The organism is Kangiella koreensis DSM 16069, assembly GCF_000024085.1.
Lineage (GTDB): Bacteria > Pseudomonadota > Gammaproteobacteria > Enterobacterales > Kangiellaceae > Kangiella > Kangiella koreensis.
The window spans coordinates 2,542,174-2,563,888 of the sequence record NC_013166.1 but is presented as its reverse complement, the minus strand read 5'-3'; the positions used below and the strand labels follow the sequence as shown (position 1 = coordinate 2,563,888).

The 21,715-nt window shown below is 42.9% G+C and carries 24 protein-coding genes and 1 tRNA gene; 12 read left to right on the top strand and 13 right to left on the bottom strand.

Annotated elements, in window-relative coordinates:
* Positions 1–35: 35 nt before the first annotated feature.
* The 4 genes from folP to KKOR_RS11875 all read left to right on the top strand — a co-directional run bounded on the left by folP (position 36) and on the right by KKOR_RS11875 (position 3,992).
* Entirely contained in the window at positions 36–851 is an 816-nt protein-coding gene (gene folP, locus KKOR_RS11890; protein WP_015781380.1) for a dihydropteroate synthase, read from the top strand.
* A 21-nt stretch (positions 852–872) separates the two neighbouring features.
* Positions 873–2,204 (top strand): phosphoglucosamine mutase, encoded by a 1,332-nt coding sequence (gene glmM, locus KKOR_RS11885; protein WP_015781379.1) that lies wholly within the window; start codon positions 873–875, stop codon positions 2,202–2,204.
* A 111-nt stretch (positions 2,205–2,315) separates the two neighbouring features.
* Positions 2,316–3,449, top strand: a complete 1,134-nt coding sequence (locus tag KKOR_RS11880) for an OmpA family protein (protein WP_015781378.1) — start codon at positions 2,316–2,318, stop codon at positions 3,447–3,449.
* A gap of 138 nt (positions 3,450–3,587) precedes the next feature.
* Positions 3,588–3,992 carry a CBS domain-containing protein gene (locus KKOR_RS11875; protein ID WP_015781377.1) on the top strand — a complete coding sequence of 135 codons (405 nt, stop codon included), beginning with the start codon at positions 3,588–3,590 and terminating at the stop codon, positions 3,990–3,992.
* 11 nt (positions 3,993–4,003) lie between these two features.
* On the opposite strand, the gene nqrM is transcribed toward KKOR_RS11875, so the two are convergent.
* On the bottom strand, positions 4,004–4,177 hold the full coding sequence (gene nqrM, locus KKOR_RS13460; RefSeq protein WP_071818314.1) for a (Na+)-NQR maturation NqrM: 174 nt from the start codon (positions 4,175–4,177) through the stop codon (positions 4,004–4,006).
* A 271-nt stretch (positions 4,178–4,448) separates the two neighbouring features.
* On the opposite strand from nqrM, the gene KKOR_RS11865 reads away from it, so the two are divergent.
* Positions 4,449–4,826 (top strand): hypothetical protein, encoded by a 378-nt coding sequence (locus KKOR_RS11865; protein ID WP_015781375.1) that lies wholly within the window; start codon positions 4,449–4,451, stop codon positions 4,824–4,826.
* Between the two features lie 38 nt (positions 4,827–4,864).
* On the opposite strand, the gene KKOR_RS11860 is transcribed toward KKOR_RS11865, so the two are convergent.
* The 7 genes from KKOR_RS11860 to KKOR_RS11830 form a co-directional block, all read right to left on the bottom strand.
* Positions 4,865–5,872, bottom strand: a complete 1,008-nt coding sequence (locus tag KKOR_RS11860; protein ID WP_015781374.1) for an FAD:protein FMN transferase — start codon at positions 5,870–5,872, stop codon at positions 4,865–4,867.
* Positions 5,873–5,941: 69 nt separating this feature from the next.
* A complete protein-coding gene (gene nqrF, locus KKOR_RS11855; RefSeq protein ID WP_015781373.1) occupies positions 5,942–7,168 on the bottom strand; it encodes an NADH:ubiquinone reductase (Na(+)-transporting) subunit F in 1,227 nt (408 codons plus the stop codon).
* Between the two features lie 20 nt (positions 7,169–7,188).
* Positions 7,189–7,797 (bottom strand): NADH:ubiquinone reductase (Na(+)-transporting) subunit E, encoded by a 609-nt coding sequence (gene nqrE, locus KKOR_RS11850; protein WP_015781372.1) that lies wholly within the window; start codon positions 7,795–7,797, stop codon positions 7,189–7,191.
* Positions 7,797–8,432 (bottom strand): NADH:ubiquinone reductase (Na(+)-transporting) subunit D, encoded by a 636-nt coding sequence (locus tag KKOR_RS11845; protein ID WP_015781371.1) that lies wholly within the window; start codon positions 8,430–8,432, stop codon positions 7,797–7,799. Before KKOR_RS11845 ends, nqrE begins: the two co-directional genes overlap by 1 nt.
* 1 nt (position 8,433) lies before the next feature.
* Positions 8,434–9,195 (bottom strand): Na(+)-translocating NADH-quinone reductase subunit C, encoded by a 762-nt coding sequence (locus KKOR_RS11840; protein ID WP_015781370.1) that lies wholly within the window; start codon positions 9,193–9,195, stop codon positions 8,434–8,436.
* Positions 9,188–10,393, bottom strand: a complete 1,206-nt coding sequence (locus KKOR_RS11835) for an NADH:ubiquinone reductase (Na(+)-transporting) subunit B (protein WP_015781369.1) — start codon at positions 10,391–10,393, stop codon at positions 9,188–9,190. Before KKOR_RS11835 ends, KKOR_RS11840 begins: the two co-directional genes overlap by 8 nt.
* An 11-nt stretch (positions 10,394–10,404) precedes the next feature.
* Positions 10,405–11,751, bottom strand: a complete 1,347-nt coding sequence (locus tag KKOR_RS11830) for a Na(+)-translocating NADH-quinone reductase subunit A (RefSeq protein ID WP_015781368.1) — start codon at positions 11,749–11,751, stop codon at positions 10,405–10,407.
* Positions 11,752–12,171: 420 nt separating this feature from the next.
* On the opposite strand from KKOR_RS11830, the gene tpiA reads away from it, so the two are divergent.
* From tpiA to KKOR_RS11795, 7 genes are all read left to right on the top strand, one after another.
* Positions 12,172–12,924, top strand: a complete 753-nt coding sequence (gene tpiA, locus KKOR_RS11825) for a triose-phosphate isomerase (RefSeq protein WP_015781367.1) — start codon at positions 12,172–12,174, stop codon at positions 12,922–12,924.
* Between the two features lie 4 nt (positions 12,925–12,928).
* Positions 12,929–13,387: a preprotein translocase subunit SecG gene (secG, locus tag KKOR_RS11820; protein WP_015781366.1), complete on the top strand. Its 459-nt coding sequence runs from the start codon at positions 12,929–12,931 to the stop codon at positions 13,385–13,387.
* Positions 13,388–13,404: 17 nt separating this feature from the next.
* Positions 13,405–13,490, top strand: a tRNA-Leu gene (locus KKOR_RS11815).
* A 28-nt stretch (positions 13,491–13,518) separates the two neighbouring features.
* Entirely contained in the window at positions 13,519–13,782 is a 264-nt protein-coding gene (locus KKOR_RS11810) for a hypothetical protein (RefSeq protein WP_015781365.1), read from the top strand.
* 255 nt (positions 13,783–14,037) lie between these two features.
* Positions 14,038–14,676, top strand: coding sequence for a hypothetical protein (locus KKOR_RS11805; protein WP_015781364.1), 639 nt, complete (start codon positions 14,038–14,040; stop codon positions 14,674–14,676).
* The gene (locus KKOR_RS11800; RefSeq protein WP_015781363.1) at positions 14,666–15,373 is read left to right on the top strand and encodes a class I SAM-dependent methyltransferase; all 708 of its coding nucleotides are present in this window, start codon (positions 14,666–14,668) and stop codon (positions 15,371–15,373) included. Before KKOR_RS11805 ends, KKOR_RS11800 begins: the two co-directional genes overlap by 11 nt.
* Before the next feature lie 100 nt (positions 15,374–15,473).
* A complete protein-coding gene (locus tag KKOR_RS11795) occupies positions 15,474–16,301 on the top strand; it encodes a restriction endonuclease (RefSeq protein ID WP_015781362.1) in 828 nt (275 codons plus the stop codon).
* A gap of 138 nt (positions 16,302–16,439) precedes the next feature.
* Here the strand turns inward: KKOR_RS11795 and KKOR_RS11790 are convergent, their stop codons facing one another.
* The 5 genes from KKOR_RS11790 to KKOR_RS11770 form a co-directional block, all read right to left on the bottom strand.
* The gene (locus KKOR_RS11790) at positions 16,440–16,958 is read right to left on the bottom strand and encodes a TlpA family protein disulfide reductase (protein WP_041296056.1); all 519 of its coding nucleotides are present in this window, start codon (positions 16,956–16,958) and stop codon (positions 16,440–16,442) included.
* A gap of 222 nt (positions 16,959–17,180) precedes the next feature.
* On the bottom strand, positions 17,181–19,082 hold the full coding sequence (locus KKOR_RS11785) for an aminotransferase class I/II-fold pyridoxal phosphate-dependent enzyme (RefSeq protein ID WP_015781360.1): 1,902 nt from the start codon (positions 19,080–19,082) through the stop codon (positions 17,181–17,183).
* Between the two features lie 70 nt (positions 19,083–19,152).
* Positions 19,153–19,863 (bottom strand): helix-hairpin-helix domain-containing protein, encoded by a 711-nt coding sequence (locus KKOR_RS11780; protein ID WP_015781359.1) that lies wholly within the window; start codon positions 19,861–19,863, stop codon positions 19,153–19,155.
* A gap of 5 nt (positions 19,864–19,868) precedes the next feature.
* Complete coding sequence (locus KKOR_RS11775; RefSeq protein WP_015781358.1) at positions 19,869–20,723, bottom strand: hypothetical protein; 855 nt, start codon at positions 20,721–20,723, stop codon at positions 19,869–19,871.
* Positions 20,724–20,736: 13 nt separating this feature from the next.
* Entirely contained in the window at positions 20,737–21,516 is a 780-nt protein-coding gene (locus KKOR_RS11770) for a hypothetical protein (RefSeq protein ID WP_015781357.1), read from the bottom strand.
* Positions 21,517–21,715 lie beyond the last annotated feature (199 nt).

Here is a 21,715-nt window from a genome sequence, read left to right as displayed (position 1 = left end):
TGGCCCTTTTTTCCATTTAGTCGAAAGTAGCGATCATGAAAGAATTATTTCAGTCCAACAGACCACTGGTCATGGGAATTTTAAATACGACACCCGACTCTTTTTCTGATGGAGGCAATTATGTGCGTAAAGATATTGCACTGCGTCGTATCGAGTCCATGATCCAGGAAGAGGTGGATATCATTGATGTCGGTGGTGAGTCCACTCGCCCCGGAGCACAAGCAGTGTCAGTTAATGAAGAGCTGGATCGCGTTATTCCTATGGTAGAGGCTGTGGTCGCTAGTGGTAAGCCGGTGTCGGTTGACACCAGTAAAGCCGCTGTAATGACAGAAGCGATTAATGCTGGCGCCTGTATGATCAATGATGTGCGGGCATTGCAGGATGAAGGTGCTATTGACGCTGTGGCTTCGGATCCGAATGTATTGCTGTGTTTGATGCATATGAAAGGGCAACCCAGGACCATGCAACAAAATCCAGAATATAGTGACGTCGTTGCAGAGGTTAAATTATTTTTAAAAGAGCGAGTAGCACTGTGTCTCGAAGCCGGCATAGCGACTGAGCGAATCTGTTTAGACCCAGGCTTTGGTTTTGGCAAAAAGTTGCAGCATAACTGTGAACTGATGAAACATTTAGACAGTTTTAAAGAACTTAATTTGCCACTATTAGTCGGTGTTTCAAGAAAGACAATGATCGGCACCATTTTAGATGCTGATGTGAACGATAGAGCTAATGGTAGCGTCGCTGCTTCCATGTACGCTTTAACCAAGGGTGCAAGGATTCTTAGAGTGCATGATGTTAAAGCAACAATTGAAGCAGTGAAATTATTTTGCGCATTTGAGCAAGCCAAATAAACAAAATTAGGAACGAATAAAATGAGCGAGAGAAAATATTTTGGCACTGATGGTATTCGAGGAACAGTTGGTGATTTTCCTATCACACCGGAGTTTGTTTTAAAGCTAGGTTGGGCTGCCGGGAAAGTTCTCGGCAAAAAAGGCAAAATCGTTATCGGTAAAGACACCCGAATTTCAGGCTATATGTTTGAGTCAGTGTTAGAAGCTGGTTTAACTGCTGCAGGTGTCAGTAGTTTTCTTGTAGGGCCAATGCCAACGCCCGCGATTGCCTATTTAACACGAACCTTTAGAGCTGATGCTGGGATTGTTATCAGTGCTTCGCATAATCCATTTCAAGATAATGGCATTAAATTCTTTTCAGCGGCAGGTACTAAACTTCCTGATTCAGTGGAATTAGAAATTGAAGCCTTATTGGAGCAAGAAATGACTTCTTTACCATCAGAGAAACTTGGTAAAGCTTATCGAATAGAAGATGCCGCTGCCAGATACATAGAATTCTGTAAGGCGAGTGTTCCCAATGATTTTAACCTAGATGGGATGAAGATTGTATTAGATTGCGCCAATGGTGCGACCTATCATATTGCTCCTTACGTATTTAAGGAGCTAGGTGCTAAAGTTATAAAAACAGGGGTTGAACCAAACGGTCTAAATATTAATCACGAATGTGGCGCAACTCATCTTGAGCCACTGTGTAAGGCGGTTGTAGAACACCAAGCTGATCTTGGAATTGCTTTTGATGGTGACGGCGACAGACTGATGATGGTGGATGCTAACGGCACCGTTATCAATGGCGATCAGTTGATGTTTTTAATGGCTTATCACTTGCAACAGAAAGGACAACTTAAAGGCGGAGTCGTTGGTACTTTGATGACCAATATGGCGATAGAAAATGCATTAATTGAATTGGATATTCCATTTGAGCGTAGCAAAGTAGGTGACCGCTATGTTATGGAAAGTCTGCAAAAGAATGATTGGTTAATTGGTGGCGAGTCTTCAGGTCATCTTATTCATCTGGATTACAACTCTACTGGTGATGGCATTGTTGCAGCGTTACAAGTATTGAGGGTGGTTAGAGAGCAAGAAAAGGGCATCGGTGAGTTAGTAGCTAAATTCCCCTTATTCCCACAAACCATGATCAACATACGGGTTACGGATGCGAAAGCTGTGATCGCAGATGAAAATTTGCAACGATTAGCGCAAGAGGTTGATGCTGAACTTGCCGATCAAGGGCGTGTATTATTGCGTGCTTCGGGTACTGAGCCGTTAATAAGGGTAATGGTTGAAGCAAATGATGCAAATTTGGCAACAAAAATGGCGGAGAAGTTGGCACAAAAAGTGCGAAATATTGCCTAAAAAATGTAAAATTCTGTCAAAACGGGCTAATGCTTTGAATCTAACTTATTGTTTCCGTTATAATGCGATACACCATGGAACATAAATGAATAACTTAACGAGGGTATCAGAATGAAGAAGAAATTGTTAACCGCAGCTTGTTTGCTAGCCTTAGGCTCAACTGCATTCGCTGCAGAAGAAGTGCAAGATCGTCATGGCTTTTACGGTCATGTTGGTTGGTATGATTTAGAGTTGGATTCCCACTGGAACTCAGGTAGTAATCAGTCAGGCGGTTTAGGTCTAGGTTGGTTCTTTAACAAGAATGTTGCTCTAGAAGTTGAATACAACTATTTCAATGAGATTGCAAATTTTACAAGTGGTAACCGTACTGATCTTGAGAATACCGCTTTAAATCTTTTGTTAAACGATACGAGCTGGATGGGTAGTGCGACCACTCATCCTTTCTTGAAAGTGGGATATGGTGAATTGGGAGACAAGTACAGTGTTTACCACCCAGATTTGGAAGAGAGCTATTATAAAGTTGGTGTCGGTCTTGAACACTTTGCGACCGATAATGTCTTTATGCGAGTGGGATATGACTGGTTAGACTCTGGAGATCGTGGTGACCATAAGGTTTGGTACGTAAGCTATGGTTACTTCTTTGGCGATACAGTTAAGTCAGGAGCAGCTCCTGCACCAAAGCCAGTTGAGAAAGCAAAAGATTCTGATGGCGATGGTGTCCTAGATGCTAATGATCAATGTCCAGGCACTCCTGCTGGCGCTGCTGTAGATGCTAATGGTTGTCCTTTAGATAGCGACAATGATGGTGTTTACGATTATCAAGATGCATGTCCTGGTACAGCTCCTGGTGTGCAAGTTGATGAAAAAGGTTGTGAAGTTAAAGTTGCAGAAGAGGTCGTTGTTGATATGCGCTTGAACTTTGATACCAACAAGTACGAAGTTAAACCAGAAATGGTAGCTGAGATCGCTAAGGTTGCTGAGTTCTTACGCCAATATCCAAGTGTGAATGCTGAGATTCAAGGTCACACAGATAGCGTAGGTTCTAGCGCTTATAACCAAGGCTTATCAGAGCGTCGCGCTAATTCAGTAAAAGATTACTTGGTTAGCAATTTCGGTATCAATGCTTCTCGCTTAAGTGCGAAAGGCTATGGTGAAGAAGAACCGATTGCTGACAACTCAACTGAAGAAGGTCGTGCTCTTAACCGTCGTGCGGAAGCACACGCAGAGACAATGACTACTAAATAAAATTTTAGATTGTTTGAGCTCTATCAAAGCCCAGCTTCTTGCTGGGCTTTGTTTTTTCTGACAAATAAGCTACTATCAATTTAAAGACCAAAGCGAAAGCGCTTTTCAATTCTTACAATAAAATCAAGGAGTAGCTTTATGATAAAGTCCGTTCATGTCAGAGATTATATGACCTCGGCAATGATCACATTAAAACCTCAAACAGATGTAGTTGAAGCTGCTCAGACAATGTTGGAATACCGTTTAACGGGAGCTCCAGTATTGGATGACCATAATCGATTGGTTGGTTTCATTTCCGAAAAAGATTGTCTGCACACAGTACTCAGTGCCATTTATCACGGTGACTTGGGACATAGAGTTATGGACTTAATGACTAAAGAGGTCAAAACAGTTCATCCAGACGACAGTATTGCTGATGTCGCAGAACGATTCTTGAAAGACAACTGTCGTATGTACCCAGTTATGGAGAAAAGTCAGTTAGTAGGAATGATTTCGAGGCAAAGTATATTAAAAGCGATTCAGTTTGTGGGGCGTAAAGACTAACTGTTTTGCAATTAGTCTTCCAAAATTTCTACATTTAGGCGTCGCTCGTTTCTAAGACGGGCACGCTTTTTTGCACAGGGCTTATCACAATCACAAGCCTTATCAATTCCTAAGGCATCGAGACCACCGCAGCTACCGCTGATGCGCTTCTGCTGAAACAGGTGTCCCACAGCCATAATCACCATTACAGCTACAAATAGTATGAATGCAAGAATAAAAGTACTACTCACGATATAAAGCTCATCAACTGATATAGGCTACTATTTTATCATACTGACACTTAAATATAACTATCAGTATAAAAAATGAGCTAGAAAATTTAGAGGGTAAAAAAGGGTAAAAATGAAAATGAGCTGATTTTACCCCTGTAATCTTAAGGCGTTATTTCCAAGTTACTGATAAGTTCAACTTTGACCAATTGGGGTCGATAGACAATGCGTAATTTGGAGTTACACTATGAAATATCTAGTTTTATTATTGAGTATATTTGTGAGCGGTGTGGTTTTGGCAGAAGAGTATAATCATGGTAACCATAATGATCCTTACATTGAATTCTTTAATGGTACCGAAACATTTAATTGTGGCAGTTTGAGCTTTTATTCCTGTATGAGTCAAACAAATATCCAATCAATGGTGGAATCTCGTTGTGAAAGCAAAGTAGTTACCACTGACAATGGTGGTTATCCGCCTTATGGGCAGGCTTACTACCATGGTGTTAGCGGCTTTAACATTGTTGTTCAGAGTGTGACAGGCCCAGCACCTTATAGCATGCAGATTAGTTTCAAGTGCGGTGGCTTGAGGCATCCAGGGCAAAAATACGAGCTTTCTCTATAAGCTTTTTCAAGCCGAGTGTAAAAACTCGGCTAACTCAACTATTTAATAAAAAACTTTTCAAAAAGGTTATTCGCATGGGTAACTAACTCATCGTTTTGTCTCTCAATGACTAACACTGGCAATTGATACTGGTCTGCAAATTCAAGTGAAGCTTCACCACCCAAGACACTCATTGCTGTAGCATAGGCATCTGCGTACATATTACTGGGATGAATCACTGAAACCGATGTAAGATTATGCTCTATAGGGTAGCCGGTGGTGGGGTCGATAGTATGCGAAAAGCGTTTACCCGCTACTTCAAAATAATTACGATAATCCCCTGAGGTTGCTATTGAGGTGCTCTCAAGAGCGATGACTAATAGCTCTTGTTGAGAGGCGTTGCTAGATGGCTTCTCCACTGCAATCCGCCAGGGATAACCATGAACATTAACCCCTTGTCCTTTAGTTTCACCGCCTATTTCAACCAGGTAATTTGAAATTTGAAACTCTGCCATGATATCGGCTAGTTGATCGACTGCAAAGCCTTTGGCAATGGCTGAAAGGTTAATGGTCAGTTTAGGATTGGTCTTCGAAATGCATTGTTTGGCGGAGTCATATTCAAGTTGATCCGTGCCAACAGTTTCATGCAATAACTTGACCTCTTCTTCGGTGGGAACCTTCTCATCATATTCGGCTGCGTCAAAGCCCCAACGTTGTATTAGCGGACCTACCGTAATATCAAAAGCACCATTGGTTTGATGATAAACATCTTTAGCAGCGACCAGAACTGTCCAGGTCCGCTCAGAGAATTGAAAACATGCATCTGTAGTTAGGGCATTGAACTGGTTAATTTCGCTGTCGGGGATATAAGTGGACATAAGCTGGTTAATCGTTTCCAGCTCTTGTGTGAGAGCGGATTGCAGCTTATCTATAGAAACGCCATTTGAATCGAATGTAATGTTGTATTTTGTGCCCATAGTGTTGCCAGACAGCTTGTTATATTGCGGTTCCTGCTGGCAGGCAGAAAAGGTTAAAACTAAAAAAACAAAACCAATGAAACGTATCATAGGGGCATAAAAAAGGCAGTCATAAGAGACTGCCTATTTTATAGAACCTTCAGTTATAACCCAAGCGGATTAACCACCGAAGTCATCCAATAAGATGTTTTCACGCTCAACACCCAAATCTTCAAGCATCTGGATACAGGCTGCGTTCATCATTGGCGGTCCACACATATAGTACTCACAATCTTCTGGAGCTGGGTGGTCTTTCAAGTAGTTCTCAAGAAGAACATTATGAATAAAGCCAGTGTAGCCTTCCCAATTGTCTTCTGGTTGCGGATCAGAAAGTGCCACATGCCATTCAAAATTAGGATTCTCATTAGCCAGCATATCGAAATCTTCTACATAGAACATTTCGCGTGAGCTACGAGCACCGTACCAAAAGCTGATCTTGCGGTCGGTTTTAATGCGACGTAATTGGTCGAAGAGATGCGATCGCATTGGAGCCATACCTGCACCACCACCAATAAAGACCATTTCAGCATCTGTATCTTTGGCAAAGAACTCACCATAAGGACCTGAAATCGTAACCTTATCTCCGGCTTTTAAGCCCCAGATATAAGATGACATTTTGCCCGGTGGCAATGACATATCGCGTGGTGGAGGCGTTGCGATACGCACATTCAACATGATAATGCCTTCTTCTTCAGGATAGTTCGCCATGGAGTAAGCGCGAATAGTTTCTTCTTTAACCTCTGACTCAAGGTCAAACAGCTTAAAGCGGTCCCAGTCACCACGATACTCTTCAGGTACATCAAACTCGCTGAATTTAACTTTGTGAGGTGGCGCTTCAATCTGAATATAACCACCAGCTCGGAAAGGTACACTTTCACCATTAGGAATTTTCAGTACCAGCTCTTTAATGAAGGTTGCTTTATTGTCGTTGGAGATAACTTCACAATCCCACTTTTTAGTACCGAACACTTCTTCCGGCACTTCGATTTTCATGTCTTGCTTAACAGCAACCTGACAGGAAAGACGGTAACCTTCTTTAGCTTCACGACGTGTGATATGGCTTTCTTCGGTCGGCAGAATAGAGCCGCCACCGTCAAGTACCTTGCACACACACTGTCCGCAAGTACCACCGCCACCACAAGCCGACGATAAGAAGATACCGCTATCGGACAATGCGTTGAGCAATTTGCTGCCAGCAGGGACAGTAATCGCTTTGTCAGCATCCTTGTTAATATCGATATGAACATCGCCTGTGCTTACGAGTTGCTTACGAGCGAATAAGATCACTAGTACAAGTGCAAAAATCACTACCGTAAACAGGGCAACGCCTAATATTATTTCATTCATTAGTTAACCTCTTTACTCGTTTACAGTTTGATGCCGGAGAAAGACATGAAGCCAAGGGCCATCAAGCCAACGGTGATAAAGGTAATACCTAATCCACGTAAACCATCAGGAACGTCTGAGTACTTCATCTTCTCACGAATACCGGCCAAGGCAACGATAGCTAAAGCCCAGCCGAAGCCAGAACCAAAGCCATAAACGATTGACTCGGGGAAGTTATAATCACGCTCAACCATGAATAACGAACCACCTAAAATAGCGCAGTTCACGGTAATCAAAGGCAAGAAGATCCCAAGTGATTGGTAAAGTGCCGGGAAGAATTTGTCCAAAGTCATTTCCAGAATCTGAACAAGAGCAGCAATAACACCGATGTAAACGATAAGGCCTAAGAAGCTTAAGTCTGCCTCTGGGAAACCGGCCCAGGCTAACGCTCCATCTTTCAACAAGCCATTTAATAACAGGTTGTTGACTGGAACGGTAATCGCTTGCACGATAACCACAGCGATACCAAGACCCATAGCAGTTTGGACCTTCTTCGAAACCGCCAGGAAGGTACACATGCCCAGCAGGAATGCCAGAGCAATGTTTTCTACGAAAACTGCTTTAGCAAATAGGGATATATAATGATCCATTACTCTGCATCCTCCACTTGATCAGTTTTCCAGGTACGCAGTGCCCAGATTAATAAACCGATAATAAAGAAAGAACTTGCTGGCAACAACAGCATGCCGTTCGTGTGATACCAGCCGCCATCAGCAATTGTTGGGAAGATGGTAAAGTCTAACAGTTTACCAGAGCCAAATAGTTCACGGATGATACCGACAATGATGAGCAATACTGAATAACCAAGACCGTTACCTAAACCGTCCAGGAAGCTCATCGCTGGGCCATTTTTCATGGCATAAGCTTCGGCACGACCCATCACGATACAGTTGGTAATAATCAAGCCAACGAATACCGAAAGCTGCTTAGACACTTCATAAGCGTAAGCTTTCAATACCTGGTCAACCAGAATTACCAAAGACGCAATAATCGTCATCTGCACGATAATACGAATGCTTGATGGAATCTGTTTACGAATCAAGCTGATTAGCAGGTTAGAGAAGGCAACAACTGTAGTCAGAGCCAAACTCATCACTAATGCAGTTTCAAGTTTACTGGTTACTGCCAGCGCAGAACAAATCCCCAATACCTGAAGGGCAATTGGGTTGTTGTTAAAAATCGGTGATAAAAGAACCGATTTGGCTTCTTGTTTATCAAATGCCATTTTACAATTCCCCCGCTCTTACTTTTGCCAAGTATGGGCCAAAGGCATCATTACTTAGCCAATAACGTAATGAGTTTTCAACACCAACACTGGTCAGGGTTGCACCAGAAAGTCCATCAACTTGATGTTCATTCTTAGCTTCACCTTTGACGATCTGAATAACCGGCTCACCTTGTTCGTTGAGAACTTCTTTACCTGGCCAGATAGAACGCCATTTTGGATTTTCAATTTCGCCACCAAGACCGGCAGTTTCAGCCTGGTCATAATACTTCAGCCCAACAACGGTTGTGGTATCGGTATCTAGAGCGAGAAAGCCATACATGGTTGACCATAGGCCATAACCATGGAAAGGAAGGATAATCGTGTCGAGTTGCCCATCTTTCTTGACCAGATAAACATTGGCCAATTTAGAGCGCGTTCTAATGCCAGCAATATCATCTTCAATACGAACATTCATGCTTGGATCTTTAGCAGCTTTACGTTGCTCAAAACCTTTAGGAGCTTCGACGTACTCGCCTGTCGATAAATCAACAACTCGAGCTTCTATCAACCCAAACTGTTCTTCGATTTTAGCTTTGGTTGGATGTGCCTGACCATCAACCAAACCGGCAGCAATAAGGATGTTCAACTTACGGTCGAGTTCCTTATTCGTTTCCTGTAAAGGTTTCAACTTGATGGCAGCAACAGAAACTACTATTGAGCAGACTAAGCTCAAAATCACTGCGACCAGAATGGTTCTCATTGGACTTTCTTTCTTAGACATGACGACGAGTCCTCCGCTTGATGTTGCTTTGAACCACAAAGTGGTCAATCAATGGCGCGAACAGGTTGGCGAACAGAATCGCAAGCATCATACCTTCTGGGAAGGCTGGGTTTACTACGCGAATCAATATAACCATGATGCCGATTAGAGCACCAAAGTACCATTTACCTTTGTTGGTTAATGACGCTGAAACAGGGTCGGTTGCCATAAAGAACATACCGAAGGCGAAACCACCTGTTACCAGGTGCCAATACCAAGGCATGGCAAACATCGGATTAGATTCACTACCAACTGAGTTAAGAATCAGTGTCATACCGATCATGCCGAACAATACACCCAGCACGATGCGCCATGAAGCAATGCGAGCATAGATAATGAAAAGACCGCCAATGATGATCATTAGAGTTGATACTTCACCGATTGAACCAGGAATGCGACCTAAGAAAGCATCCCACCAGCTTTGAGTAATGCCGTAATCAGTAATAGTACCTGCAGCAGCTGCGGCCAGTGGTGTGGCGCTAGTGAAGCCATCTACTGCGGCCCAAACTTCAGCACCTGAAATTTCGCTTGGGTAAGCGAAGAACAGGAATGCACGACCTGCTAATGCAGGGTTCATGAAGTTCTTACCGGTACCACCGAAAATTTCTTTAGCAACCACCACACCGAATGAAATACCTAGAGCTACTTGCCATAACGGAATTTCGGCAGGCAGGATCAATGCGAAAAGAATCGAAGTGACGAAGAATCCTTCGTTGATCTCATGGCCGCGAACACTGGCAAATAAGACTTCCCAGAACCCACCAACAATAAAGGTGACGGCGTAAATTGGGATAAAGAAGCAGGCGCCGTAGAACATCAGGCCAAGCACTCCAGTTTCAGGCGTAATAACACCGCCAAAGAACTGGAAGAAATCAACCTGCCAAGCATCAGGCAGTGTTAAGCCTTGTGCTAGACCAAGCTGTGCCTGGAAACCAACGTTCCACATGCCCCAGAACATGGCAGGGAAAGTAGCAAGCCAAACCATGATCATGATGCGTTTCAGGTCAATATTGTCTCGAACGTGCGTGCCGCCCTTCGTGACATGACCCGGTGTATAGAAAATGGTCGCTGCCGCTTCGTACAAGGCATACCATTTTTCCCACTTACCGCCTTTCTCAAAATGCGGCTCGATTTTTTCAATAAAGTTTTTTAAACCCATGGTAGCCTCTCTTATCCTTCTTTCTCAATCTTGGTCAGATTTTCGCGAAGAATGGAGCCATACTCATATTTGCCTGGGCAAACATAGGTACACAAGGCTAAATCTTCCTCGTCCAGCTCCAGACAACCCAGTTCTTGTGCAAGGACTGTGTCATTTGTGACGATAGCGCGTAAAAGCTGAGTCGGCAGAATATCTAAAGGCATGACACGCTCATAGTTACCAATAGGCATAATAGAGCGATCAGAACCACCGGTTGTGGTTGTCATGTTAAAGCGCTTTTTCGGGAACAGGTGGCCAAAGAATGCGCGAGTCACTGAGAATTTATCAATACCCGGCATCGCCCAGCCAAAGAACTCTTTATCACGACCTTCGCGGATGACGGTAACTTGATTGTGATAACGGCCTAGATAGCCGCGACCGTCGATTGCATTAAAGCCACTGAGCACTGAGCCAGAAATATGGCGGTTATCCGCATCATTCTCTTCTTCGGCCAACAGCTCATTAATGCAAGCTCCGACACGAGTACGAACCAGGCGCGGCTTTTTAATCATGGTACCGCCTAATGCGATAACACGATCAGTATGAAGCTCACCTTCAATGAATAGCTTGGCTAGTGAAATCACATCCTGATAACCGATGTACCATACTGGATGATCCATAGAAGCAGGATATAAGAAATGAATGTGAGTACCCACTAAGCCAGCAGGATGCGGGCCAGAGAATTCTTCGTAGTTCACTTTGGCATTATTACTTTTAGCCAGTGATGAATTGGGGCCAGTCGCCACAAAAACCTTGTCACCGGAAAGTTGAGCAAGAATATCAAGTCCGTAGTTAAAGGCTTCATTCTGCTCACTGATAATGACTTCAGGATCGGCAGCTAACGGATTAGTATCCATTGCTGAAACGAAAATGGCTTGAGTTTCGCTATCGATCGCCGGAACTTTTGAGTAGGGACGTTTGCGCAACGCAGTCCACATGCCTGACTCAACCATTTGCTCGACAATCGCTTCGCGACTCAAGCCCGACAGTTGCTCAGGACTAAACTTGTTAAAGTTAACCGCTTCTTCTTGCTCGGCAACTTCAACCACTACCGACAACAGCTTACGTTTATTGCCACGGTTAATGGCTTTAATCGTACCAGCTGCTGGAGCAGTGTATTTTACTCCGGGGGTTTTCTTATCTTCGAAGATGAGTTGGCCTTTCTTAACAGTGTCCCCTTCCTGCACATGCATGGTCGGTTTCATACCAACATAATCTTCGCCTAATATGGCGACGGTTTTTACCGTAGCACCAGCTGAGATCGTTTGCTCTGGTTGCCCTTCAAGAGGCAAGTCCAGGCCTTTCTTAATCTTAATCATAGGTCGCTACTTTTAATACCTGATGGTTGTCACTTCACTATGGTGCGCTGTCAAATCCAGCCAATAACAAAAATACCTGGTGTGTAGCATGCTACAACCAGTCATATCTTGTTGTTATTACGGATTTTCAGGCGCCATAGTTCCAAATTAAGGTCAAATATTAGCCAATCGACCTTAAACGGCGCGTATTATACTTGGATCAATAGCTCAAAATCCATGCTTTTTCTGGGGAAATCGGCCCAGAAAAGCCAAAAACAGCTGATCAGAGTCAACAGAGCTTGTTTTAAAGTCTGCCCTCGGTTAATATTTGCGCCCTTTTGTTAAAAGGGGCGATTGTCGCTGGGCGTTTGATGGCTAAATGACTGGTAAAATAAGACAATTCGCGCAAGTTAAGAGTGATATAAAAGAGGAGTTATCCAAGTGCGTACTAAGCTCATCGCAGGCAACTGGAAAATGCACGGTAGTAAGCCATTCATTGAGTCATTGATGAAGGGTATGACTGAGCAGTTGGATGCGAGTCTGGAAAGTGACGTTCTGGTGTGCCCTCCTACTATTTATATACCTTTTGTTGAGAGCCTGATCGGTGATCATAAGATTGCCTTAGGTGGTCAGAATCTCAGCGAACAAGCACAAGGCGCCTATACTGGTGAAGTCAGTGGCGACATGCTTAAAGATAATGGTTGCCAGTATGTGATCGTGGGCCATTCCGAACGACGTAGCCTGTATGGTGAAATGGACGTTTTGGTCGCGCATAAAGTTGGCAAGGCAATTGAATCTGAATTAACGCCTATTCTTTGTGTGGGTGAGACCCTTGAACAAAGAGAAAAAGGCACCACTATGCAAGTAGTGCAGCAGCAACTGGACGCGGTTATTGATGCCTTAGGTATCGATGCATTACAACAGGTAGTTGTAGCCTATGAGCCTGTATGGGCAATAGGCACAGGCGTAACCGCATCTCCTGAGCAAGCTCAGGAAGTACATTCAGCAATTCGAGCTCATTTACGTGATAAGAATGCTCAAATTGCTGAAGAAATTAAAATACTCTATGGCGGCAGTATGAAAGCGGCCAATGCTGAAGAATTGTTGGCTCAGCCTGATATCGATGGCGGATTGATTGGCGGGGCTTCTTTAAAAGCAGATGAATTTATCGCGATTTGCAAAATAGCAGGATAATACGATGGAATTATTTTTAATGATCAGTTTGTTAGTAGTTGCCTTGTTACTGGTTGGAATCATATTGATCCAACAAGGTAAAGGGGCAGAAATTGGCGCTTCATTCGGTGCCGGTGCTTCTAACACTTTATTTGGTGCGCCAGGTGCGGGTAACTTCTTAACAAAGAGTACCACTATCCTAGCCATCATCTTCTTTGCTTTAGCATTAACCATTCATGCGATAGGTCAGGAGGAGGTTACTGAATCTGGACTTCTGGATGACCCAGAGAGTCAGGTTGAGGAAATAGGCGTCCAATCTTCTGAAATCCCAACAGAAGTACAGGATGAGATTCCTTCAGAGATCCCAACAGATACGCAGGAAGAAATCAGTACAGAAATTCCAACTGCAGACGAGCAGGCTATTTCTGAAACTATTCCAGAAGCAACTGAAGAAGAAACAAAAGAAGACGATCAAGATCAATAATTGATCGTCTTTATATTGCTCAGGTGGTGGAATTGGTAGACACGCTATCTTGAGGGGGTAGTGGCCGTAGGCCGTGCGGGTTCAAGTCCCGCTCTGAGCACCAAATTCAAAAGAAAGACCCTTCTATATTAATGAGACCCAACGAAAAAAGAACACTAACAACGCGAATACTCGGTTTAGTAGTGTTCTTATTGTTGCTTGGTCTTATCTATGCTCCTTTCTATCTGATTATTTACGGTTTTGCGTTAGGCATTGACTGGCTGATAGTCGATATTAATTTTTCCAGCGCATTAACTCATACAGTGATGGCCATCAGTGCCCTGATAGCCATGGTATCCAGCCTAAGCGGAAAAGGTGGAAGCGCTTTTATCAGCAGACTATTCGGCAAATGGTAAGCAAGCAACATCCTTTCAATATTTGCTGCAAAGACAACACAGCGAACACATAATAATCAACGCTTCCCCCAACCTATCGGCTTTGCTACTATCAATTGCAGTGAACACCGCTGTGATCTCCGGTTTTGTCGGGTATTAACCAGAAAACAGACATAAATAATAATTTATATTAAATCAATCAGTTACCGGCAACTACCGGTAATGTAATGTTAGAGCTCATGTAGTCCTGAGTATCAGTATCATTAAAGGAATGAAATGCAAAACCTTGTAAAACATACGCTTTATCTTTTTCTATGGATTACTGGTCTAACCGCTGCTATAACGCTTGCAGGTATTGGCTATGCTTGGTTTTTCTCGGAAGCGAAAGAACTCCCCCATTTAGAGTGGCTAATAGGCTCTGTAATTATAGAGGTGGTTGTAGTGATCCTTATGCTTGCTAAAAAAGGATTGAAATATCTTCCTGACACACAAACCGATAAAAAGGCAAAAGACACTCTTAGGTTTATGGAGAGTTTTATTTCTACGGGCACTAGTGCAACTGTTGTGAGTAACCGAGTGTCATGGTTGGTAGGTGACGACAAACTTATATCAATTTTTCAATCAAAAATTGAAAAAGGCACTCGCATTGAAATTATCACACCAAATGAAGTCCCAGAGCCACTTAGAGATCGGCTGAATGGCGCATCTTTTATTGTCACAAAAGAAAATGTATTACCTGAAGCTAGATTTACATTAGTGAATGGAGATCGCAGTGGTGCTGAAAGACTTGCCATTGCTCGTGGAGTTCATCCTGATCACGAGATCACAATTTTTGACAACAATTCTGGCCCCCAAATAATTGCAATGGCGAAGGACATAATTAGAAAGTCCAAGGAGTTGGCTAATGCCGCATAGGTGGTGTAATTCGGCGCAAATACGTCGAGAGCAAATTGAGTCAGGAGCAGACTTAACATTCAATGAGGTGTTTAAGCCGCTTTTAGTTAGTCGAGTTAAGAGCCTTTCACCTGGCAATGTCCTGGAAGTAGGCGCTGGCACTGGCCATATTTCCAAAGAGTTATTTGAATTAGGGTTTTCTGTTACAGCAATAGAGCCTTCTGCCGGAATGTATGGGGTCGCAAAAGATGTTTTGTCTTTAACCGATGTGAGATTGTTGAACTGTACTTCATTCGAATTAGAGAAAAGTGAGTTTTATGAGGTCGCTTTCTCTCATCTTGTTGCACACGTTGTTGATGACCTTAATGCATTTTTTGAGTCAGTCGGTCAACACCTGGAAGCCTCAAGTCATTTTATTTTTTCAATCCCTCACCCCTGCTTCTATAATGAATATAAGGGTTTTTTCGGAGATGAATATAATTATATGACCCCAATGACCAAGAACGTGTCATTTACAATCACTAAAGATTCACAAAATACGATCAGTGGAGTCCCATATCATCACAGACCGTTATCAGAATACTTCAATAGACTGGTTGAATCTGGTTTCGCTATTGATGGCTTTGACGAAACCTATCCAGAAGATGATATACAGCTAAAATATGGCACCAAATGGGAGTACCCACGATATTGTGTGTTTACTTGCAGAAAGCTCTAACAGATGCATGTTGTAGGGCTGGTTTTCTGCTGTGCTCGAAACCAGCCGCAAATGCGGGCGTTAAAGCTCTGACCTAAATCAAAAGTTCTATTGCACTAGTATGATTGATGACCCATACCCAGAAAAATGGCAAGACCTTCAATTCGGAGTCCGTAGGATATTTCGAAATGTAGGTCTATCAGCGGATGTCGAAGTAGATATAGTGACACCCCGTGGTTCAGTCAATGTTGATGTTTTAGCAATCGATTGGCAAAGCGTAGATAAGATAAAATATATCGTCGAATGTAAGAATTGGGGTAACGCTATACCTCAGTCGGTTGTACATTCCTTTACCACAGTCATGGCCGAGACTGGAGCCAACATAGGATTCATTATTTCCAAACATGGACTCCAGTCTGGAGCAAAGAAGTACACTCGAAATACAAATATCGTCGGGCTAACTTATTTAGAGTTTCAACAAAGATACTTCGAAGCTTGGTGGAAGCGGTATTTTTGCCCTCGGATTGGCGATGCAGCTGATCGAGTCCTGCAATATACAGAAGAATTTAATAGTTATCGGGATAAGGAATACAGTAAGTTACCACCTGATAAACAGAAGGAATTCGACCTTTTACGTTCTCAGTACACCGTTCACTCAATGATGTTTTCGATGTTCAATTTTCCGACAGTGAGCCCTATGTTAACTACTGGGAATCTACTTGATGTACCTTCAGATTTAGACGGATTTAAGAAAAATGTTTTATCCTCTATCGCCCCAGAGACTGAATGGCATTGCTCAACATTTAGAGGGTTACTGGAAATTATTTTACAGTTCCTCCAAGATGTTGAAGCAGAATTTAACTCCTTATTCGGCGGATATATTTTCGATATCTCTCCAATTAGCGGTGTAGGAGAAGAAGGACCTCCGATAGAGGATACGTGCTTATGATAAAAGTCTGTCACTATCCTAACGAGAGCCCTAACAAATAAAATTAATGGGGTCAAAGTACATTTACCAGTGAGCAATTAGAAATTAATCGGATCGAGGCCTGGTGAGTCATCACAAAAGAAAGTGAATAAGTCTTTATTACCACTGAATCAATTCTATCTGGTTTTCACCCTCTGCTAACACTTCGTTGACGATGCGGTTGTTTTTATCCACCAGAATAAAGCGCGGAATGCCTGCGCTGGCGAATTGTTTATAAATACTTCGATCGACATCGGCGACTAAGTCAATGGTGATATTTCTTTCCTGCCTGAATTTCTTAATCTCCTCAACCGTATTTTCGCGAGCAATAGCAACGATTTGTAAGTCTTCCTGATTCAGTATGTCGGATTCGTGGAGTGCCTTCATGGCGCGTTGAGAGTCGGAGCACCAGGTTGCGAACAGTATGACAAGTTTGCGTTTTTCGGGATTGGTCAAATCGATACTTTTACCATCGATGGTAGTAACTGTTTTTAATGGCATCAACTGGCCGACTTGAACGTAGGTTTCGTATTTAGGTTTTGTAGTCACAGGTTGAGTGTCGGATGACGAGGGCGCCTGAATGGATGCGCATCCAGCAAGGAATAAGATGCTGATGGAGGAAAAAAGTAGTTGTTTCAAAAGACTCTCCTTGAATGCAGAAAGGGTTAATAAATTAATAGGACAGGTTACTACTTCAAGCATATATAAAGAGCTTGGGATAAAGGCTCTTTATTAGTTATCTTGTTGTTAATCCTCTGGGAATATACAAGGTTTGATCTTCCAGGTACATATATTAAAAATATTACGACAGGTTCTTCAGCCTCTTCATATTATGGTTATTCTATATAATTAATAGTGGTTCTAGTCTTCTTTAAGCACATAAATTTCACCATCAAAACTGCCCTGAATCGTTAAGTTTTGGTTGGTGAGTGCTGATAGATATTCCAGTTGTTCACGTCTGATAATTTGGCCCGGAACCAGTAATGGTATGCCCGGTGGATAAGGTGTCACTAGGCCTGCACAGATTCGGTTTTCGACTTCAGAAATGGGTAAGCATTCCCTTTGACCAAAGAAGGCTTCGTTGGGAAGGCAGGCTAATTCAATAGGCGGTAAATTATTGGGAATTTTAGAGCGACGAGTGGCTGTGGTTAATTTAACCCGTCCACTATCCAGTTTTTTCAATGCGTTATACAGTCGAATAATTTTGGAGCGGGTACCGCCAAGGGTCAGCAATACGAGTATCGTACTATGAGTGTACTTCTCGATCTCGAGTCCAACTTCATCCAGCAGGTACTTGTGAATATCTTTATGTGAGTAAGGTAACTCACTAATATCGATAAGAATTTTAAGTGGATCGTGCCCCATGTTGTCGGATGCAAAATGAGGAAACAGTGATTTAAAATCATCCTTACCCAGTACCTTAATTCTATTTAGACTGGCCATCTGTTGTTTGAATTCAGCAACATGATTCAGTAAGGCATTGAGAATTTTGTAGCCTTCCATTTCTAATTGCTTGTGGCACACATCGAGCGAGGCGATTAACTGATATTTTGGCGAGGTGCTGGCATAGATGCTATAAATTTCACGGAAGAAATCTTCATCAAAGTCATGATCATTAATATGGATGTAAGAGGCTTGAGAAAAGGCTGACACGACTTTGTGGGCTGAGTGAGTAACGTAGTCAGCACCAGCATTGATGGCTGAGTAGTGACGGAATTCAGGGTGGAATAACGAATAGGCAAACCAGGCCTCGTCAATAAAGACCTTAATGTTATGACTATGAGCCAGCTCAACTACCTGTTTTAAATCACTGAGCAGGCCATCATAAGTACATCCCGTTAGCACTAATAATTTCGCATCAGAGTTTTGCTCTATTGCCTGTTTCATGTCGGCTAGGGAGGGTGGCGCAAAAATACCGTATTTAGGGTTAAGGATGCTTGATAAGTAAATGGGCAAACTCGCCGATTGCAGTATTCCGTAATGCACTGACTTATGGCAGTTACGGTCAATGATCACTTTGTCACCTTTGCGCAACAGCGTTTGCAGAATGATTTTGTTAGAGGTGGAAGAGCCATTAGTCACGAAGTAAGTTCGTTTGACTTCAAAGGTCACTGCTGCTGCTTGTTGGGCGCGGCCGATGTAGTTGGTGCTGTCGGATAGCGAGCCCAATGAGTCGACTGAAACTGATAAATCACCAACGAAAACGTTGCGGCCATAGAACTGATAAAAGTCGCTGATATAGGGCGAGTTCCTGAAACTGGCGCCGCCGCTATGTCCAGGCGTGTGCCAGGAGTCATTGGACTCTGCTACGTAACGCTTATAAGCAGTCCAGAAAGGTGTTTCGCAACGATCGTCAAAGTCGTTAATGATGTAGCCGAGAATGGATTCTGGATCGGACAGCACATCATCTTTGAAGAAGAAGGATTCGATGTCTTCTGATTCATTGACGATATCCAGTCCTTTACTATCATCACCTAACACATAAACCGGCAACTCAAGGCGAATAGATTTTAACTCGCTGATGAATTGTGCATAACGATTAGCAATAGCATTTTCTCGAATTTGCCAACTTACAATGACTGCCTGAATATCACCATCATCTCGAATGTGTTGAATACCTGTCACCAGGTCGGGGCAATTAATGACCTCAAGAGTAACGTCGGTGCGTTCAAAATTGGCAATGGTCTTGGTCAGATTGCTCGATAAATCTGTGAGAATAGAACTATCATCTTCGATAAGAAGAATTTTCAGTAAAGGAAGCACTATGAGTTCCAGCTATTTTATGTCTTGCGATTAGCATACATAAAAGCGGGGCAAGAAAGCAAAGCAGGAATTATTCTTCGGGCGATATTTCTACAAGCAGTTTTTCAAAGGTAATCATTTTTATAAGGTTAGAAGCGAGACAGAGTTCAAGTTGCTGGGCCCATTCAAAAATGACTTCAAGATTGTTCCAGCTGTAATAGTTATAGTCTGTATCATTGAGCTTGGGGAAAACATCAAGAAAATTGCTTAGCGATTGCTTAAGGATTTCATCAGGGATGAAAAGGTTCGGATCGGTTAGTACCAAGCGAGCTGCGGTCTGAATACTACGCAACTTAGCTAAAGGTACTCCCTTAACTTGCAAAAGTTGTCGAGCATCGAGTTCAATGAGTTCAGCAAGCGACCTGATTCCGGCTTTGGCAAGAGCCTGAGAGAGCTTTGTGTCAGCGGCATTAAGGTAGCGAACAGGTAGCTTGGATAGATAATCATAGGCGTAAAAGCTAGGAATTCCGTTTTGAGTTAACTGCACAAGGGCTTTTCGGTTCTTGTTAGAATTTGCGTCATAAGTCACTTCCAATTGCCAGCCTTCTTGTGCCAGCGGATAGCGCTCAGTATCCAGCTGTAGATTAGTTTGCTCCTTTGAGCTGGGAAACTGCCCCATGCGCACCTTGATGGAAGAAATCTCCACCATTGGTGCGTCATAAAATGTGCTGGTGCTGGCTAAAGCAGAGGTCAATTCGCCATGCACCAGATGAACCATATCTTCGATATCAACACTTGGCATAACAATTACCTGATTGACTTAAAGTTAAGCTCGATTTCACTGTAGATATTGGCAGTGGTCGTCGATGCCTGGGGGTCACGGTTATTGGCAGGTTTGATGGCAACCTTCACATCCCTTGCTAACCTAGGCTTTAAAATAGAAGCCTTTAAATTAGGGTTTGAAATTAAACGACTGCGCACATTAGAAGTCTGTTTATCGATGACTGACTTACGAAGTGAGTTCTTCAGCTTAATGCGTTTGTCGATAACTGCTTTTTTTGCTTTTGGCTTGGGTTTAGGGTTGGCCGCGTTGCCGTTAGAAGATGTTGGCTCTTCTTCAGTGTTATCACTTTCTACTGAGGTATTGAAAGTGAATTTGGCATTAATCTTCCCGCTGTCGACAATGATGTTTGAAAACCCATGTTCAATAGCATTTATCATTGCCTGGCGTTTTTGTTGGGCAAAAGGTCGGGCTACTGAACGGTAAACTTCAAGTACATCGTGATTCGTAAACTTGCCTTTTGTGGCTGAATCACTCTCGGATAGATCGAGACCCAGCTGCTCAAGAATTGCTGGTGATTCTGGACTATTACCCTTTTTAGCTTTGTAGGGAGCGCCTTCGTAAATGGCATGGATGTTTTTGTCATTTTTGGTTGGGAAATAACTGCTTAACAGGCGCTCAATTTGATCAAGAAAGGCATCATCCTGCAGTAAATTATCGACGAATAACTCTTCAGGCTGGCTGATCAGTTCCTTTATTTCCAGCAGTTTTTCTTCTTGCTCCGCTTGGGAAGTGACGACGGCATCGAACACTTCAGAAATGAGCTTCGCCACAAATTCAGCGAAGCCCATATCAGCGGGCGTCAAAATTTCTTCTGACATAATGTGCTCCCGCTTAGTCTTGGTCTAATGGTAAATAATCAGTTTTAAAGTTAAGGTGAACTCGACCATAAATTTGCACGCTACTACTTGAGCGATCAATATCAGTTTTAGTCGCTGTCGATACTTTAATGCTGTTATAGGAGGTTGAAGCAGAAGCTTTTACCCAACCTGACAAGAGTCCTCCGGTTTTGGCTTTTGCTCGGAAGTTAAAATCTTTACGGTTGTAATCGGTCGAACGATTTTGTAGGTAGGATGAACCGTAAGTGTTGAATGTAAGACGTGTTTCAATTTCACCCTGCTCAATGACTAGGCGTAGTAGACCTTGCTTAACCATTTCTTTAAGAAGGGTATATTTATCAGCTGCCAGACGGTTAGCAACGGCATCCAGAATTTTCTGAAACTTGCTCTCATCCAGTGAACCATGAGTAACCGCTTTGTTATCAGAGTCGATACCTGCATCTTTGACTTCGACTGCCTTATTAAGGTCAGAGGCTTGAGCTTGGGTTAATGTCCCACCGGGTTTAACCACTGGGTTACCATCATTGTCGGCGCCAACAACTTTGGATAGGAACTGCAACAGCATATTGCCATCGATGTCATCCTTGGTATCGTTGATAAATGCCTGTAATGATTTCCCCGTTTGTTTTAATAGCTCAACGTAGGCTTCAGTTTGGCGTAAATTAGAGGCGATTAACGTATCAAAAACATCGCTGACTAATTTGGTGGTGAATTCGGGAAAACCGATTTCGGGTAGGTGGGTAGCCAGTTCAACGGCTTCTTTGCTTCCAGACATAACTTTCTCCTTGTCTTGGGTTTTTGGTTAGTAAAACTTATGACAGAAAGCCACTTGCTCATCATGAGACCTGTGTCCTTTCTGTATTTCCGTAACCATTTAAAATTCCATTTGCAAGTGATGCTAGTTAAAGAGCTATACTTTGTCAACAGTTATAGATAGTCATATTTGCATTGCTAACTCTATGAAAACTGTCACG